Source organism: Pyxidicoccus trucidator (assembly GCF_010894435.1).
Lineage (GTDB): Bacteria > Myxococcota > Myxococcia > Myxococcales > Myxococcaceae > Myxococcus > Myxococcus trucidator.
In genome coordinates this window covers 260859-277859 of record NZ_JAAIXZ010000004.1, presented here as the reverse complement: position 1 = coordinate 277859, position 17001 = coordinate 260859, and the positions used below count along the sequence as shown (strand labels likewise).

Here is a 17001-nt window from a genome sequence, read left to right as displayed (position 1 = left end):
TCAGGCCGCACCTACCGCCCGAATCCGCCCAGCGCCGTGCGGCTGAAGCTCGCCGCCCCCTGGCTCACCCGCACCGCGCTCTGGCTGAACACCTGGAACGCCGCCCGAATCTCCTGCGCATTCTGTCCCGGCGTGAGAATCCACTTGTCCTCGATGCCCATCTCCCGGAACACGCGGCGGAAGTCGGTGCTCCCGTCATCAATCCCCATCGCCGCGATGATGTGGTTCTCCGCCCGCTGAAGGTCCTTCACCAGCGCCGCCACGTCCTTCGCCCTCGCCTTCTGCGAGTGCATGTCCGCGCCGTCCGTAATCAACAGCGTCACCGTCCGCACCGGCACGCCGTTGCTGCTGAACTCCTGTGCCTTCGCCAGCACCGTGCCCAGCAGCACCACCGTCTGGTCGTACAGCGGAGTCCCCTGGTCCGCCCGGTAGTTCCCCGGGTGCATCCGCACCACGTCCTCCAGCGCCCGGAACGGGTTCAGCGCATTCCCATTCAGGTACCGCGTATGGAACAGCACGCCGTCCTTCTGCTTGCTCGCCAGCAGCGCGTCGAGCACCAGGTTGTGCCCATCACACACCGTCTTCTCCTGCCCAGCGCTGGAGATGCTCCCCGAGTCATCCGGCATCACCGTCACCAGCACCACCTCGCTGGCCTGCACGTCCTCCACGCACACGCCGAGCCCCGCCTGAATCTGCGCCCCCAAATCCACCACCGTCAGCGCCTGCAACCCCGCCGGGCTCAGCACTCCCTCCGCGTGCGCGTCATCGAAGAGCTTCTGGATGCTCGTGCCGTGCCCACCGCTCGCCTTGCTTCCCATGTCCCTCGCTCCTTCGCCCTCTCCCCGAGGGCATGGCTCCGCCGTTCCCGCTCCCGCGAGGGAGCAGGTCCCGCATTCACTCGGTTGACGTCAGGCTCCGCTCAGGCGATGCGCAGGTCCGGCCAGCTCGCCAGCGGGTCCGTGGACCTCACCAGGTGCATGCCCGCGTCCGCGAAGCGCTTCAGCGCCGCATCCGCCTGCGGCGTGAAGTCCGCCGCGAAGCCGCCCTTCCCGTCCGGCACCGTCACCGCCGACATGCAGTCCGTGAGCAGGTACACCTTGCGAGCCAGCGCCGCGTCCTGCGCGACAATCTCCCCCAGCAAGTCATCGATGGAGCTCTTCACGCAGTGGCTCGCCGCCTGGCCGGCAATCACCACCGCGTCCGCCGTCAGCAACGTCTTGAGGAACTGGGTGTTCCGCTGCGCCAGGGGCTGCCCGTCATGCCGCGACAGCACCTCCGGCCTCATCACCGAGTAGTTCTCCGTCAGCGGGTTGCCGCCCTTCACCTCGGCCCACGACTGCATGCCGCGCGCGAAGGAGTGGAACAGCCGCGCCTCCTGCACCACGCCCGCCAGCGCGTGCCCGTCGCTGCCCAGCAGGCAGTGCGGCGGCCACAGGTACAGCGTGTACTTCCCCGCCCGCTCCAATTCCTCGCAGTAGTACTTCACCTGCTTCAGGAGCCACGGGTAGTTGCCTCCGCACAGCCACTTCGCCATCGCCGGGTTCGGCCGCGCCTGCCCGCGCTCAATCTGCTCGCGAGTCACCTCGCGGTACGCCGTCAGCGGCTTGTCGTCCTGGTCCACCCAGAAGGACGGGAAGAAAATCTGGTACGCGAAGTGGGTGTCGAGCGTCGTCGTCACGTTCGTCAGCGCGCCGAGGTTGCGGTAGATGAACTCGGCGATGCGGCGGCTGTCGTCCACCGCCCCGCGCCCGCTGCGCCCCGCCACGTAGAGCGAGCCCTCCGGGAAGCAGAAGTCCTTCTGCACGTCGATGAGGAGCAGGTGCAGGTTGAACTTGTCCGTCGCCGCCACGGAGAGGTCATTCGCCGCCCGCCAGTTGACCGCGGCCTCCTGCAGCTTCCCGGCGTTCGGCCCGTAGCCGTACTGCGCCGCGTGGTCCGCCTTGTAGAACCCCGGCAGCGGCAGCTCCTTGATTTGCGTCCTCATCGTCCTACCCCCTGTGTGGCGCGAGGGCCCCCGGCCCGCGCGCGTTGAAAGGAACGTTCATTCCGCTCAAGACATCCGCAGCACGGCGATGTCCTTCCGCCCCACCACCGCCAGCCCCTGCTTCACCAGGAAGAGGTGGCTGCCCGAGTCCACGAAGGGCTCGGCATCCGGAAACTCCCTCACCGCCTCCAGCCGCCCCTGCCGCAACTCCACCCGCGTGAGCCCCGCGTCCGTCGCACAGAACAGCGCGTCCCCCGCGGCGCACCGGCCTCGCGTCCCGCTGCCCAGCCACGAGCCGTCCCCCGCGTCCGCCACCGCGCTCGCACGAACCGTCCCGTCCGAGCCCACCACCACGCAGTGGTGCACCGTGCGCCCACCGGCCTGCTCCACCAGGAACAGCCACGCGTTCGGCCCGTCGAAGACACAGTCCGCATCCACGAGCTGTCCCGACGGCCATGGCAGCGCGAGCCCGTCCTTCAACCCCGAGCGCACCGCATCGAAGACGAACGCCCCGCGCAGCCCGCCCGCCCGGTGGAAGCCCAGCCCGAAGCGAGGCCCCACGAACAGCCGCGTCTGCCCTTCGAGCACGTCGCCAATGCGCTCCGGCCCATACGCCCCGTCCCGCCACAGGCCGCCCCCCACGGCCTGGTAGCGGTGTCGCGCGTTGGCGGCGAAGGCGGGCTTCCCCTCGGGCGCGTCCACCCCCACGCGCTCCGGCGTCCGTCCCTGCACCAGCACCGCCACCTCCCCGCCTCGCCCCACCAGTGTCACGTCCCCCTGGAGCGCCCAGTGCAGCGACGGGTCCAACGGCCCGCGCAGCACGACGCGCCCGTCCTCGCGCCGGTACGCACCGTCCGCGTGGTACAGCCAGCGCAGGACGCCGTCCTCGGCGCTGGCGTGCACCAGCACTCCGCGCGTGGAGAACAGCCGCGTCGCCGTCACCTGCCCGCGCGCCGACGTGACGGGCGTGGCCGCCGCCGTGGCGTTCGGCTGGCACGTGGGGCACGTCCCGCGCGCATGCTCCACGCCGCACGAGGCGCACGCGGTGAAGCGCAGCCCGTCCAGCAGCGGGAGGGGGAAGGCTCCGCGCAGGTCCTCCACGAAGACGCGGTGCAGGTGGTGCAGCACGTCGTCCGGCAGCGTGGCTAGCGGCAGCGCGGGCTTGGGGTACTGCACCTCCGGGTGGAAGACTGTGACGCGCTGGAGCACCCGGCCCGCGGGCGTCGTCCTCCCCGCCGGAGTCTTCGGACGGTGGACGCCCCCATGAGGCCCCACGCACAGCAGCCCCTGCATCACCGTCACCGCGAAGCCATACCAATCACTCTCCACCGACGCGGGCCGAGCGGGCACCAGGCCCCCCGCACCGCCGTTCGCGAGTCGCAGCGGGTCCAGGAACCGCTCGGTGAACACCGGGCAGAGGTAGGCGCCGAACTGGAAGCTGTCCGCGTCGATGAGGTACGCGTCAGCCACACCCGCCACCAGCACGTTGAGGTCGTTGAAGTCCCCCACCACCACGCCCGACGCATGCACGGCGTCGAGCGTGCGGTGCAGCCCGCGCAGCACGTCCACCACTCGCGCGGACGTGGCGCCAGCGCGGCGGAACGACGGCTCCGCGAAGCGGCGCAGCGGCTCCACCGCGTCCAGCTTGCGCATGGCGTAGCCCAGCACCGACTTGCCCTTCTTGTCCGTGGCGAGCACCTGCGGCACCACCACGCGGCCGGGCATTCCCACGGGGAAGGCGCGCAGCTTGCTCTGGTGCTCGTCCAGGCGGATGCGCGCGGCGGTCTGCTCCGCGGGCAGCCCCGTGTAGTCGGGGTGCTCGGGCGGCTTGAACAGCTTCAGGGCGCGGCCATCGCCCAAATCAAAGACATCCGCCTCGCCGCCCTTGCCCAGCGCCTTCGCCGGGTCCACCCGCACCTTCTTCCCCTCGAGCCATACGTCCATGGCGTCACGCCCTCCCCATGCGGCGGCGCAGCACCACCACCGTCGTGTCGTCTGGCAGCAGTCCTGGCGTGCGCACCACGCGGCGCGCCTCGAAGTCGGCGCGCACGGACTCGCGGTTGAGCAGCGACAGGCGGCGCCGCAGCGCATCGGGGTTGGTGAAGTAGCGGTCGTCCGTCCAGAGCTGCGACAGCGGGCCCACCGGCTCGTCCTTCTCCGGGACTCGCGCCGAGGCGAGCCGCGCCAGGTCCGCCACCCCATCCGTCCCGAGCATCAACGCATGCACGTCCTCCGTGGGCACCAGCGCCTGCGCCGTCAACGGCACGTCGGCTCCGCCCAGAATCGCGTAGGCCAGGTACGGCGGCGCATTCCCCGGGAAGGGCCCGAGCGGGTGCACCTCACCGTTGAGCGCCCACACTCCGTCCCCCGCGGAGAAGATGAGCGTCTTCGAGGGCGTCACCACCGCGCCCACCAGCGTGAAGAGGAAGTCCCCCACCGCGTCCCGGCCCAGCTCCCCCCGAAGCTCGCCCAGCAGGCACAGCACGTCCTCACGCAGGCCTGGGAGGAAGTTGCCCTCGTCCACGCGCTCGCCCTCCGCGAGCCGCTGCTGCGCCGCCTGCACCAACCTGCGCACGCCGAGCTGTGCGCCCAGCTCACTGCAGGGCTGGCTGCCACACCCGTCCGCGACGACGGCCACCAGCCCGTGCTCGCTGACGCGGAGGCACAGCGCATCCTGGTTGTTGCGCCCCGCCCGAGCGTGCTCCCGGCCCTGCACCGAGGCGGCGGCGATGTCGAAGGGCAGCGCGGACATGACTCTCCCGTGGCCCTCTGCGGGCACGGACGGCGGGACGACGCACAGGGCGGCGCGCCTCGTCCGTGGACTCCCCACGGACGGCGGCCGCCTCACGCTCCCTGAAGCGGGCGCCGCGAGCGCGCCTCTCCTCTCGTGGCGCGGCGGGCGGTGCCTCGCTTCAGGTTCGTGTTTCTACGACACCAACATAGTGTCCGAACGACACCATGTCAACTCAATCGGGGGTATCTGCCCTGGAGGGCTGGGCCAGCGTGGGCCCGTGCACACTCCGGCATGGCCTGCCCTCAGCGGGGCCGTAGGCCGGTGTCCTGGAAGCGGGGCCTGGCCTGTAGCCTGGCCACTCGCCGCGCGTAGGATGGCGGTGAGTCACGAGGAGCCCGCCATCCGTCCCCTTCGCATCGTTGGCCGCCGCCTGGCCGTGCCAGGAATCATCGGGGTACGGGACCCGCACGGCATCCCCCTCAACGGGTCGGTACACGTGCTCATCGGACCTGACGCGGGGTTTCCCGAGTCCCAGCCGATGGATGATTGGAAGAGAGACCTGGCCCTGGCCGACGTGCGCGCACTCCCACCCGAGGTGCGGAGCGAAGCCGGCATCCAGCTACCCGAGGAAGAGCGCGCCGAGCTGGAAGCCCAGGACCGGGAGATGGCCGACCTGGGACTGTCCTCCTGTTTCAACCTCGCGGCCGATGAGCGGACGCTCGCGGAGCTGGCCGTCGAGCAGCGGGCGAGAATGGCTCCGCTGGACGTCCGTGCGCGCCGGGTGCTCACGGCCCACGGGTACGGCTACTGGCTGGCCGGGTATACGCGGCACTCGAGCATGCTGTGGGTCCATCGCATCGGCGGGCCCTCCCCCTTCAGGGCCTCGGTCAGCAGGTGGTCTGAAATCCGTGAGGATGAGTCAGGCGAAGCGCCTCCGGGATGGATGGATGAGGAGAAGTACTTTGCCCTCTGGCGCACGCGCTGGTTCGACCGGATGTTCCGGGCGCTGAGTGACGGCGCGGTGACCGAGCCGGGGCTGCTGTTCGCGAACGGGCACGGAGAGCTCGATGAGGTCGTGGAGGATGACGTCGTCCACGCGGGAGTCGAGGCGGCGGCACGGATGGCCGCGGGCGCGGACGAGGTCCTCATTCCCCTCCATGGACCGGCGCGGCGGGTGCGGCTGCCCGCGTTCGTGATGCGCGCCTGGGACACCTACCCGCTCGAGGTGAGCTCAGGCGAGCCCGAACAGTCGCGCGACGTCCACGTGCCCGCCGAGGATGCCTGGGTGCTCTCGAAGGACCTGGGCTGAGCCGTACTCAAAGCTCGAAGTTGAAGCCAGCCTTCTCCAGCTGCTTGTACTTCTTGTGGTCGAACCGATAGAGGCGCGCAGCGCGGTGGGAGACGTCCTGCTCCACCTCGTCCAGCTCCTCCAGCAGGTCCATGGCCAGAATCTTCTTGCGGAAGTTCCGCTTGTCGAGCGGCCGCTCCAGGATGATTTCGTACAGCCGCTGGAGCTGCGTGAGGGTGAACTTGGGCGGCAGCAGCTCGAAGCCGATGGGCTGGTAGCGGACCTTGCCCTTGAGCCGCTGCAGCGCGGTGGCGAGGATGTCCGCGTGGTCGAACGCCAGCTTCGGCGTGTCCCAGACGGAGAACCACGCCGCCTCGCGCGCATCCGTGGCCGCGTGCAGCTTGTGGTCGCTGAGCTTCACCAGCGCGAAGTACGCCACGGTGATGACGCGCCCGCGCGGGTCTCTTCCCGGCTCGCCGAAGGTGTAGAGCTGCTCCATGTGCACGGGGCGGATGCCGGCCTCTTCCTCCAGCTCGCGGCGGGCGGCGACGTCCAGGGCCTCGTCCATCCGCACGAAGCCTCCAGGCAGCGCCCAGCGCCCCGCATAGGGCTCCACGCCCCGCTGGATGAGCAGCACCTTCAAATCTTCGTCATCCTGGCCGAAGACGACGCAGTCCACCGTCAACGCCGGCCTTGGGTACTCGTAGGTGTGGCTCACAGCTCCATCCGTTCGCGGGCTCGCTCCGGGCGCACGCATAGTGTCCTGCGCACACCCGGGTCAAGCCGGGGCCACGGATTGGGCCAGAGTCCTACACCCTCACCATGCGCGACAGCTGGCGCCAGTCGACGAGCTGGACGCTCTCCTCGGCCAGGTCGAACTCCAGCGTGCGGCGCATGCCGATGACGTCGCCGCCCATCTGGAAGGGCACCTCGCGGTCGAACTCCATGCGGACGCGCTGGACGAACCAGTCGTGCATGCGAGGCATGGGGTGCTCGCCCCGCCACAGCTTGAACATGTTGCGCGTGGCCTCCATCACGCTGGCGCCGTAGACGCGCACGGACAGCCGGTGGGGCACCGCCTGCGCGAAGGGGAAGGCCTTGAAGCCGAAGCCCCACTCGGGCGTGGTGGCCGCGCCGGCCACGCCCGCGGGCCCGCGGTACAGCAGCGCGCCCTTGTCCGCATGGCTCACCGGCTGCACCGAGCCCCGTGCATCCACCGTGAGCGCGGGGTCGCCCATGTTGTAGACGGACACCTGCGGGTTGCCCTCGCCGAAGACATGCCGGGGCACCGTCCGGGTGAACATGGCGCCCAGGTACCCCCGCAGGCCGGCCTGCGTGCTGGCCAGCGGTCCGGCGGCGGAGAGCTGGTTCTTGAAGTCCTGAATCATCTCCGCGTCCCAGCCCGTGCCGGCGAAGGGGGCCACCTTGCCCTCCACGCGCACCAGGGAGAAGGGGCGCAGGGGAGGCAGGCGCTCGCCCACCGCGGCAATCTGCTTCAGCGCCACCGCGGCCCGGGGGGCGCCGGTGACGCGGGCCCAGGCGTTGCCGGTGCCCAGCGGCAGCACGCCAATGGCCGGCAGGGCCACACCCGCCGTGCGCAGCTCATTGAGGAGCCCGGTAATCGTGCCGTCCCCTCCTCCGGCGAGCAGCAGCGAGGGCGGATTGGGCCGGAGCGTGCCGGAAATCCATTCCCGCGCCTCCTCGAGGGAGCGGGTCAGCGCGACGCGGGCGCGGGGCAGGAAGCGCTCCACGAGGCCTCCCACTCCTTCGGTGCCTCGACGGGCGCGCAGATTCACGAGGACGGCGATGTCGGTCATGGCACGCGGACTCTCCCCAGGCTGTGTCATGGCCCCGTCACAGCCCTGCAACCGGGGGCGGGCGTGACGCGAAATCGACGCTTCAGCTCGTGAGCGCGTGGGCCACACGCACTCCAAGTCTTCGTCCGGTGCCTCCCTTCCGGAAGGACACGGCCGCCGCGGCCAGGCCTCCCGCGAAGAGCAGGCGGCGCAGCCACTGCTTGCCGGCCGAGTGGTAGCCACCCGAGGTGCCGGTGCCCTCGGCCATGGGGCGGAAGAGACTGCCGGAGGTGGGCTTCTGGCGCACCTTCTCGAAGTGCTGGGCCTCGGTGACGCCGCGCATGGTGCGCTCGAAGGTGGCCGGCATCAGGCCGTGCATGGCGGCGAAGCCTCGGGCGGCGGGGCCGACCAGGATTTCGTGCCTGGGGCTGCGCAGGACGCGGAGGATGGCGCGGGCGACGCGCTCGGGGGTGTAGATGGGCTCCACGGGGCGGATGCGCCAGCCGGTGTAGTTGGCGGTGTGCTGCCACAGCGGCGTGTCGATGGCGGCGGGCAGCACGGTGCACACGTCGATGCCGGTGTTGAGCAATTCCTGGCGGACGGAGGAGGAGAAGCCTCGCACGGCGTGCTTGGAGGCGACGTAGGCGCTGACGTAGGGCGCGGCGACGGTGCCGAAGGTGGAGGAGACGTTGACGAGGGTGCCGTAGCCCTGGCGGCGGAACTGCGTCACGGCGACGCGGGTGCCGGTGACGGTGCCGAAGAAGTTGGTCTCCATGAGCTGGCGGAAGGCGTCGTCGGGAGTCTCCTCGAGGCGGCCCATGAGGTAGACGCCGGCGTTGTTGATCCACGCGTCGAAGTGGCCGAAGGCGGCGAGGACCTCCTCGCCGAGGTGGTGCACGGCGGCGGCGTCCGAGACGTCGGTGGGGACGACGAGGGCGCGCACGCCGAAGGCCTCGCACTCGCGGGCCAGGTCATCCAGGGGGTCTTCGCGGCGGGCGGCCAGTACGACGTGGGCGCCCTTCTTCGCCAGGGCCAGTGCGGTGGCGCGGCCGATGCCACTGGATGCGCCGGTGATGACGATGACCCGGTCCTTCCAAGCACGCTTCATAAGCCACGGTCTCCTTGCCGGGCCGAGCCCCAGCCCCCATGGCCCCAGCCCTCCGCCAAGATGGGGATGGCACGCTGCGACGCACCCGGCCATCGCAAGCTCGGCTGGGGGGCAGGCGGGGGAGCGACCCTATAGAGGAGGGGACGGGCTCCCGGGCGGGACGGGGGGTCCAGGGTCGGGACGGGGGTTGGGGTTGCGGAGTCGGTTCCAGTGGGAGTGGACGCAGCGGTGTGGGCGGCCAAGGGGTGGAAAGGACTCAGGTTTTCAGGAGGGGAGGCGGTTTGGAGGAAGGTGGGCGGGCTTGGTATGTGCGGTCGACTGTCGGCTAGCAGACGGAACGCTCCCTGCACCGGCTCCGAGCCATGAACTCCCCAAGACCTTTCTTCCTGCTGCTGCCCTGGGTGGCTGTCGTCCTGCTGTCTTCACCGGCGTGCATCAAAGTGCCGGACATCGAGCCCGCGAAGGCGGAGGTGCGCATCACCTCGCCGGAGGGGGTGGCGTACACGAATGGAGTCCTGGAGGTCCGGCTCTCGGTGACGGGCCATGTGCCTGACCGGGTCGAGCTGCTCCAGGACGGCGAGGTGCTGGCGGAGTTGGAGGCACCGTACACGTACGCGTGGGACACGGTGGGGGTGGCGGAAGGGACGCACCAGTTGGTGGCGCGGGCGGTGTTCGGGGAGGTGGTCTTCGCCAGCGAGGCCCGGGAGGTGGTGGTGGACCGGACGCCGCCGCAGGTGGTGTCTCGGACGCCGGAGCCGGGGGCTCAGGATGTCTGGGTGAAGAGCCCGATTCAGGCCGTGTTCTCCGAGCCGGTGAAGGCGAGCACGCTGAACGAGGCGTCCGTGCGCCTGACGGTGGGCACCGTGGAAGTGGCGCGCACGGTGTCACTGTCGGCGGATGGTAGGACGGTGACGGTGGAGCCCACGACAGCAGTGGTCGCCCCCGATTTGCTGACCTTGGCCATGACGGATGGAGTGACAGACCTGGCAGGAAATAAAGCATCCATGCCTTCCGGCAACTGGACTTGGGCTGTGCCGGAGTTCGTTCCGTACCCGCTGCACTCCAGCAAGCCTACAGAGCCCCTCCACGGCAGAGAGGTCCATCTCCGGCTCAACAAGAGTGGCAATCCCGTCGTTCTGGTTCGGGAGTTTGATGGCCAGTCCGTCAACCTATTCGTCTCCCGCTGGACCGGAGCCGCCTGGGAAAATCTTGGAGGCGGGCTGAAGAAGAGCCCTGCAAACTTCGAAGTGAATTCCCCCTCCATCCAAATTGCCCCCGACGACAATCCTATCGTCGCGTGGCAGGAGGGAGTTGGCACCGAGTTCGACAACCACATCTACGTCGCTCGGTGGACAGGCACGACGTGGGAGCGACTTGGTGGCGACCAAGGCATTCTGCCGAATCGGCCACACGCGCTTGGAGTCTCGCTAGCCCTCACCCAAAACGGTCGGCCCGTCGTGGCCTTCAACATGGACTACGAGGACGCCTACAGCGGCGGACATGTACTGGTGTACCGCTGGAATCAGACTGAGTGGGAGCCAGTCGGCTCCTCCGTTTACGGCGACGCTTCAGCGAGTGCATCAACCCCGGTGCTGGCGCTGGATGCAAACGACAATCCCACCGTCGCATTCCGCCAACAGGACTGGAAGAAAATCCATGCCTGGCGCTGGACCAACAACAACTGGCACAACCTCGCAAGCCCCGTCAACCCACGCAAAGACTTCCACACCATAGAAGCCGTCTCCCTGATTCTTGCTCGCAACGGGCAACCAATCACCTTCTGGGTCGACAGAAACACCAACACCGGAAAACAGGGCCTACTTGCCAGCGCCTGGAATGGCAGCGAATGGATATCCCTTGATGCCCCCTCAAGCACAGGCTCCGTAGGCACAGCCAACCCCGCTGCCTGCCTCGACTCCAATGAGGACCTTCTCGCCGCCTGGTATGAATTCGACGATACAAAGAGCACGATCCGCGCATACCGCCGAACGGCAGAGACATGGATACAAGTATGGAATTCGGACAAGGCCCTCAGCAATGACGGCCTCTATATTTCTCATCCATCCATGGATGCGGACCCCCGCGGCAACATCGCCCTTGCCTGGACCGCACAGAGATCTGGACAACAAGAAATTGTCACATACCGCATGAACCGCTAACGGCACCAAGCCGCCCATTGCAACCATTCCGCACCAAAGAGACCCGAACTTGAAAGCCCCAATCACAATAGCAGTATGTCTCGTTTCCATACTGGCTCATGCCGCGCCCCGCCGCATGGTGGTGGCCAGCGGCGACTGCACGGACGCGGAACTGGGCGGCCAGACCAAGGCGTTCCTGGACACACTTACGTCCCGCCCCGAGCAGGACGCCCTGAGCGCCACCGAGTTCGGTGAACGGCTATTCCCCCAGTCCTCCAAGAGCTTCGAGGACCTGCAGCGGCAGCTCGAAGCCGCCCAGGACCACTTCTACGAAGGCCGGAACAGCAAGGCTGCCCAGGTCATCGACGAAGCCCTCCAGCAAATCACCCGCCTCCCCGTGGGCGACCCGCGCTGGAAGCTCTACGTGGACGCCCAGTTGCTCCATGGCTTGAACTACCGAGCCCTGGGCAAGGCGAAGGAGAGCGACACAGCGTTCCGCAACGTGCTGCGGCTCCAGCCCGACTACGAGCTCGACCCGGACCAGTTCGCGCCCTCCGTCCGGCAGGGCTTCGACAAGCTGCGGCGCGAGTTGGAGCAGGCACGCAAGGTCAAGCTGTCCGTGAAGTCCACGCAGCCCACAGCGGATGTGTACCTCGACGGGTTCAAGGTCGGGCAGACGCCGCTGACCGTGGAGGTGGTTGCCGGGACCTACGACATCACCCTGGCGAAGGGCACCACCACCAGCTTCCCGCGTCAGGTCCAGGTCCAGGGTACGGACATGCCCCTGCTCATCGACGTGGCCTACGAAGGCTCCGTGTCCGCCAGTCCCTTTCCGTGCCTCGCCTCTCGGAATGGCAACGACGAGCGGACGCTCAGCCATGCTGTCCGCCTCGGCGGCACACTCGGCGTGGAGGAGGTCATCGTCGTCCGACTGGAGCGGCCAAGCAGCGGACCGAAGTGGTTCGCCGCCACGGTGCTCAACGTCGAGGGTGGCCAGAAGCTGCGCGAGGGTGGCTTCAAGACACAGGGTCTGGATGCCCCAGGCGAGGCGCTGTCCGCCCTGGTGGACTTCGTCACCACCGGCCGCTCCCCGTCGAACCTCGTGGTGATGAACAACGCCAACGGCAAGGCTCCGTGGGAGCAAGCCGGCGGCGTGGACAGGTCGGGTGGCTCGCAGGGCGGAATGGACCTCAGCGCACCCAACCGCCTCTCGGAAGGCGAGGAGACTGCGGGGGCCCCCGGCTCTACTTCGGGACTGCGCGTGGCGTCCTACGTGGCGCTCGGGGTGGGTGCGGCGGCACTGGGCGGAGCGGGCGTGGTGCGGCTCATGGCCCAGAAGGACCTGAATGAATTGGAGGCGAGGCTCGACAATGGCCGCATCCTCTCCAGCGATAGGGAAGCGCTGGTGCTTCGGGACTCGCTGGCCCAGAAGGGCAATGTCCTGACAGGGCTGCTCGTTGGAGGAGGCGCCGCGGTTGCCACCGGCGCGGTGCTCTTCCTCCTGTCTCCGTCATCGACCACTCCACCGCCGGTCTCCGTGGGCATCGCCGCCGACGGTGACGGCGCGTCGGCCACCCTGTCCGGCTCCTTCTGACAACAGGGCTCTGCCTCCATCAACCCCGAGGCGCCCACCGTGACGCGTCCTGGCGAACTCGGCCCTCGCCAGTTTCGCCAGGACACCTCGGGGCGCTACGGCGCAGGGAAGGGCACCGCACAGGCCCCACCGGGCGCGTAGAGTGCGCCCATGATGCGTGCCCTCCTCGTCCTGCTGTTGGCCACGAGCGCCTCCGCCGCGGCCCCCCGTACCTTCCGCGTCGACTACTTCCACACCGGCAATGCCACCGAGGAGCGCTTCAGCCTCGACCGGCTGGTTGTCGAGCCGTTGCCCTGGCCCGGCCATCCCGCTCGCGCCGTGGATGAGACGAACCTGGGCAAGTACCTCTTCGAGGTGCGAGACAGGGACACCAATCGCCTCGTGTTCTCACGCGGCTTCGCCTCCATCTACGGTGAGTGGGAAATCACGGCCGAGGCGAAGAGCGCGAACCGCACCTTCCACGAGTCGCTGCGCTTCCCCGCGCCGGAGCGCCCCGTCCAGGTCCTCCTCAAGAAGCGCGACGCGCAGAACGCCTTCCGCGAGGTGTGGTCGCTGGTGGTGGACCCGAAGGACATGTTCGTGGACACGTCCTCGCCGCCCGCGCCCGGTCCGCTCTTGAAGCTGCTGGAGAACGGGCCGCCGGAGCAGAAGGTGGACCTGCTCATCCTCGGCGACGGCTACACCGAGGCCGAGCGCCCCAAGTTCGAGAAGGACGCCCGCCGCATGGTGGACATCCTCTTCACCTTCTCCCCCTTCAAGGAGCGCAAGGCGGACTTCAACGTCTGGGGGCTCGTCCCCGCTGCCGTGCAGTCCGGAATCTCCCGTCCGTCCACCGGCATCCACCGGCGCTCGCCCGTGGGCGCCACCTATGACGCGTTCGGTAGCGAACGCTATGTCCTCACGTTCGACAACAAGGCCTTCCGGGAGGCCGCCGCCTTCGCGCCCTACGAGTTCGTGGAAATCCTGGCCAACGGCAACACCTATGGCGGTGGAGGCATCTTCGGCCTCTACGGCACCGTGGCCGCGGACAGCCTGTGGGCGCCGTACGTCTTCGTCCACGAGTTCGGCCACCACTTCGCGGGCCTGGCCGACGAGTACTACACCTCTGAGTCCGTCTACGCGCCCGCCGCCGAGCGCCTGGAGCCCTGGGAGAAGAACGTCACCGCGCTCCATGCTCCGGAGCAGTTGAAGTGGAAGCACCTGGTGACGCCGGGGACGCCCCTCCCCACGCCGTGGAACAAGGAGGGCTACGAGAATCACTCCACCACCGTGCAGAAGCAGCGCCGCCAGATTCGCTCCCAGCGGAAGCCGGAGTCGGACATGGACGCCCTGTTCGTGGCCCAGCGGGACTGGGAGGAGAAATTCCTATCCTCTCAAAAGTACTCAGGCCGGGTGGGTGCCTTCGAGGGCGCGATGTATGAGCCGCGTGGGTATTACCGACCCCAGCTCGACTGTGTGATGTTTACCAGAGACAGGGTGCCGTTCTGCGCGGTGTGTCAGAGCGCGATTTCCGAGGTCATCGACCTCTATGCGGGCCCGGCGGCGCGGGCCCCCCGCGCCAGTCCTTGAACACCTGACAATTCAGGCCAATCCCGAGTGAAATACCCGTGACTCGGGAGTAGCACAATGGACCCCCTCCGGCTTCGGGTGTAAGGGAGGCCAGAACCTGAATCCCTTGGAGGGGAACGCATGCTGAGACGGAATTGGCTTCCGGCTCTTTTGACTGCCGTGTTGGTCACGGTGGGCACGGGCTGTGGAGACGAGTGCGTAGACGCGTTCGACTGTCGCGCTGAGAAGGGTCAGCCGGCCTCGGGCAAGGAGTGGACCTGCAACGACGGCACGTGCGAGGAGCGCGACGTCACCCAGCCCCCGCCTGTGGACGCGGGCACGGACGCGGGCACCGGGGAAGATGCGGGAACCGACGCGGGCACGGATGCCGGCACGGACGCGGGGACCGACGCGGGCACGGATGCCGGCACGGACGCGGGCGTGACGTGCACCGACACTGCCGCCGGTAGTGGCCAGGACCAGGGCTGCTCCGTGCAGACCCCCGTCTGCGACACGACGGATGGCACGTGCAAGGTGTGCATCCCCCCTGCCCAGGGCACTGGCACGGCGACGGGCTGCGAGGCCTCGGCGCCCGTCTGTGACACCACCGTGGCTGGCGGCGCGTGCAAGGTGTGCGTCGACTCGGCCCAGGGCAACGCGCTGGACCAGGGCTGCGCCTCCCCCACCAACATCTGCGACACCACCGTGGCTGGCGGCGAGTGCAAGGTCTGCACGACGACCGATGGCACCACGGTCGGTTGCCAGGGTAGCCAGACCTGCAACGCCGCCGGTACGGCCTGCGAGGGCTGCGCGGATGACACCTCTTGCGCTCCGGAGACCCCGGTCTGCCGCCTGGACCCGCTGCCGACCAGCTGCGTCGAGTGCACCGGCACCAGCAACGCCCGCTGTGACGCGAGCAAGCCTGCCTGCAACGACAACTTCTGCGGCTGCTCCTCCAACACGCAGTGCGCCGATGCGCCGGACAGCAACCGCGACTTCTGCGACACCGTGGCCAACAACGGTCGCGGCCAGTGCGAGGTGTGCGTCACGGATGCCAACTGCGCGGACCTCGACCCGAACCGCCCCATCTGCAACAACCGGACGGCCTGCGTCCAGTGCGTCACCAACGCCAACTGCTCGCTGACCCAGGTGTGCAACGCCACGAACACCTGTGAGAACTCGACCGTTTCCACGACTCCGGAGCAGACCAGCGCACAGATCCAGGCCGTCCTGGATGCTCCCGGCACCACAATCAATCCTGCGCTTCCCATCGACGGCGCGTTCGTCACCTACATCAAGCCTGCGGTTGCCGGGAGCAGCGAGCCCGCTGGCTTCTTCCTCCAGGCCCAGTCCGACGGGCCCGCGATTTTCGTGACGGATGCGGCAGCCTTCGGTCAGGTTGCCGTGGGTAACCGAGTGAGCCTGTCCGTCACTGGGAAGCTTGACCCCGCCACGAACAACCAGCAGCGGATTGCAAGCACCGTCACGGGTTTCACGCCCATCAGCCAGGGCCATCCGGTGCAGGCGCTTGCCCCGGCCGGCTTGAAGGTCGACATCTCGAGCCTGGACTTCGCCACCAGCAGGTCGGTTGCGCTCGAGAACGAGATTGTCACCGTCAGTGGCACGGTCAGCGCCATGGGTAGTGGCGGCGTCGGCTTCATGGCCTACCAGCTCAGGACCACGGGCACGCAGACGCCGAGCAACAATCTGCGGCTCCGGGTTCCTACTGGCATTGCCTCGGAGCGGGACCTCGTCGACACGTGCGAGGTCACGGTGCAGGCAGGTGCGGTCTGGCGCTTCACCACCCAGAGCCAGGTGTCTGTCTTCGACCCCAACCAGCTCACCATCTCGAACTGCCCCGCGCCCAAGCTCCTGGTGGCGCGTGCGCTGAGCACCACCGAGGTCCGGCTCACCTTCGACCGAAGGATTGCTACCGCTTCGGTGCAGGCAACCGACTTCACCATCGCTACCCTCACCGTCACGGGGGCCACGGTGAACGGCTCTCAGGTGACACTCACGACTTCCGAGCAGACCGCGAGCACGGAGTACACCGTGACGGTGTCTGGAGAGGTGACGGACCTCGCTGGCAAGCCCATCAACGACACGGCTGATACCGCGGTGTTCTTTGGTGTGACGCCTCCCCCCGCTGGGGCCGCGCTCGTCATCAACGAGGTTGATTACGACACGGTGGGCACGGACAACGCGGAGTACATCGAGATCTACAACCGGGGTGGTGCGGCAGCGGACCTGACAGACGTGGTGCTGGTGCTCGTCAACGGCGATGCCGCTGCAGCCCAGCCCCGTCGTGAGTACCTGAAGTTCCCGCTGAGCGCCGTGACGGACGCGGCCGGCACGGCCACCACCTCGCTGCCTGCGGGTGGCTACATCATCGCGGCCTCGACGACCTACTTCACCGCGACCCCCCCGCCTGCGGGGGTGCTGCGGCTCGTCATTGGAGCGGGGGCCACGGGCACGGGACAGACAGACATCATCCAGAACGGCAGCGGTGATGGCGTTGGCCTTGTGCAGAACACGACGGGTACGCTCATCGACTCCGTGTTCTATGAGCCCGGCGCCCAGAACCCTCAGTTCACCATCGCGACCGGTGCTGGCGACAGGCTGCTCAACTTCCTGGAGGGCACCCGTACGTCGGCGTCGGACTCGAACACGGTGGCCGGTTCGCTCCAGCGCGTCCCGAATGGCGGCGACACCAACAACAACGACTACGACTTCGCGTTCCTGCCCTCCACGCCGGGCACCGGGGCTCCGTAGTGAAGACTGCGCTGTGGGACTGAGTTCCCACGGTTGAAG

Annotated in this window: 12 protein-coding genes; 5 read left to right on the top strand and 7 right to left on the bottom strand. The window is 68.4% G+C overall.

Annotated features, from left to right (window positions below):
• Positions 1-11 precede the first annotated feature (11 nt).
• From G4D85_RS14435 to G4D85_RS14420, 4 genes are all read right to left on the bottom strand, one after another.
• Positions 12-818 (bottom strand): hypothetical protein, encoded by an 807-nt coding sequence (locus G4D85_RS14435; RefSeq protein WP_164012203.1) that lies wholly within the window; start codon positions 816-818, stop codon positions 12-14.
• A 101-nt stretch (positions 819-919) separates the two neighbouring features.
• Positions 920-1984 (bottom strand): cysteine hydrolase family protein, encoded by a 1065-nt coding sequence (locus G4D85_RS14430; protein WP_164012201.1) that lies wholly within the window; start codon positions 1982-1984, stop codon positions 920-922.
• A gap of 66 nt (positions 1985-2050) precedes the next feature.
• Positions 2051-3928, bottom strand: coding sequence for a hypothetical protein (locus G4D85_RS14425; RefSeq protein WP_164012199.1), 1878 nt, complete (start codon positions 3926-3928; stop codon positions 2051-2053).
• A gap of 4 nt (positions 3929-3932) precedes the next feature.
• Positions 3933-4736, bottom strand: a complete 804-nt coding sequence (locus G4D85_RS14420; protein ID WP_164012197.1) for a protein phosphatase 2C domain-containing protein — start codon at positions 4734-4736, stop codon at positions 3933-3935.
• Between the two features lie 361 nt (positions 4737-5097).
• Here G4D85_RS14420 and G4D85_RS14415 point away from each other — a divergent pair, with 361 nt between their 5' ends.
• Positions 5098-6027: a hypothetical protein gene (locus tag G4D85_RS14415; RefSeq protein WP_205525550.1), complete on the top strand. Its 930-nt coding sequence runs from the start codon at positions 5098-5100 to the stop codon at positions 6025-6027.
• Positions 6028-6034: 7 nt separating this feature from the next.
• Here G4D85_RS14415 and G4D85_RS14410 read toward each other — a convergent pair whose 3' ends face one another.
• The 3 genes from G4D85_RS14410 to G4D85_RS14400 all read right to left on the bottom strand — a co-directional run bounded on the left by G4D85_RS14410 (position 6035) and on the right by G4D85_RS14400 (position 8910).
• Positions 6035-6724, bottom strand: a complete 690-nt coding sequence (locus G4D85_RS14410; protein ID WP_164012193.1) for an NUDIX hydrolase — start codon at positions 6722-6724, stop codon at positions 6035-6037.
• Between the two features lie 91 nt (positions 6725-6815).
• Positions 6816-7823 (bottom strand): diacylglycerol/lipid kinase family protein, encoded by a 1008-nt coding sequence (locus G4D85_RS14405; RefSeq protein WP_164012191.1) that lies wholly within the window; start codon positions 7821-7823, stop codon positions 6816-6818.
• An 82-nt stretch (positions 7824-7905) separates the two neighbouring features.
• Positions 7906-8910, bottom strand: coding sequence for an SDR family NAD(P)-dependent oxidoreductase (locus tag G4D85_RS14400; protein WP_164012189.1), 1005 nt, complete (start codon positions 8908-8910; stop codon positions 7906-7908).
• Between the two features lie 362 nt (positions 8911-9272).
• Between G4D85_RS14400 and G4D85_RS14395 the strand changes: the two genes are divergently transcribed.
• From G4D85_RS14395 to G4D85_RS50565, 4 genes are all read left to right on the top strand, one after another.
• Positions 9273-11069, top strand: coding sequence for an Ig-like domain-containing protein (locus G4D85_RS14395; RefSeq protein ID WP_164012188.1), 1797 nt, complete (start codon positions 9273-9275; stop codon positions 11067-11069).
• A 115-nt stretch (positions 11070-11184) separates the two neighbouring features.
• Positions 11185-12642, top strand: coding sequence for a PEGA domain-containing protein (locus G4D85_RS14390; RefSeq protein WP_240359263.1), 1458 nt, complete (start codon positions 11185-11187; stop codon positions 12640-12642).
• Positions 12643-12792: 150 nt separating this feature from the next.
• Positions 12793-14211 carry an IgA Peptidase M64 gene (locus G4D85_RS14385; protein WP_205525549.1) on the top strand — a complete coding sequence of 473 codons (1419 nt, stop codon included), beginning with the start codon at positions 12793-12795 and terminating at the stop codon, positions 14209-14211.
• Between the two features lie 120 nt (positions 14212-14331).
• Positions 14332-16962 carry a lamin tail domain-containing protein gene (locus tag G4D85_RS50565; RefSeq protein ID WP_164012186.1) on the top strand — a complete coding sequence of 877 codons (2631 nt, stop codon included), beginning with the start codon at positions 14332-14334 and terminating at the stop codon, positions 16960-16962.
• Positions 16963-17001: the final 39 nt, after the last annotated feature.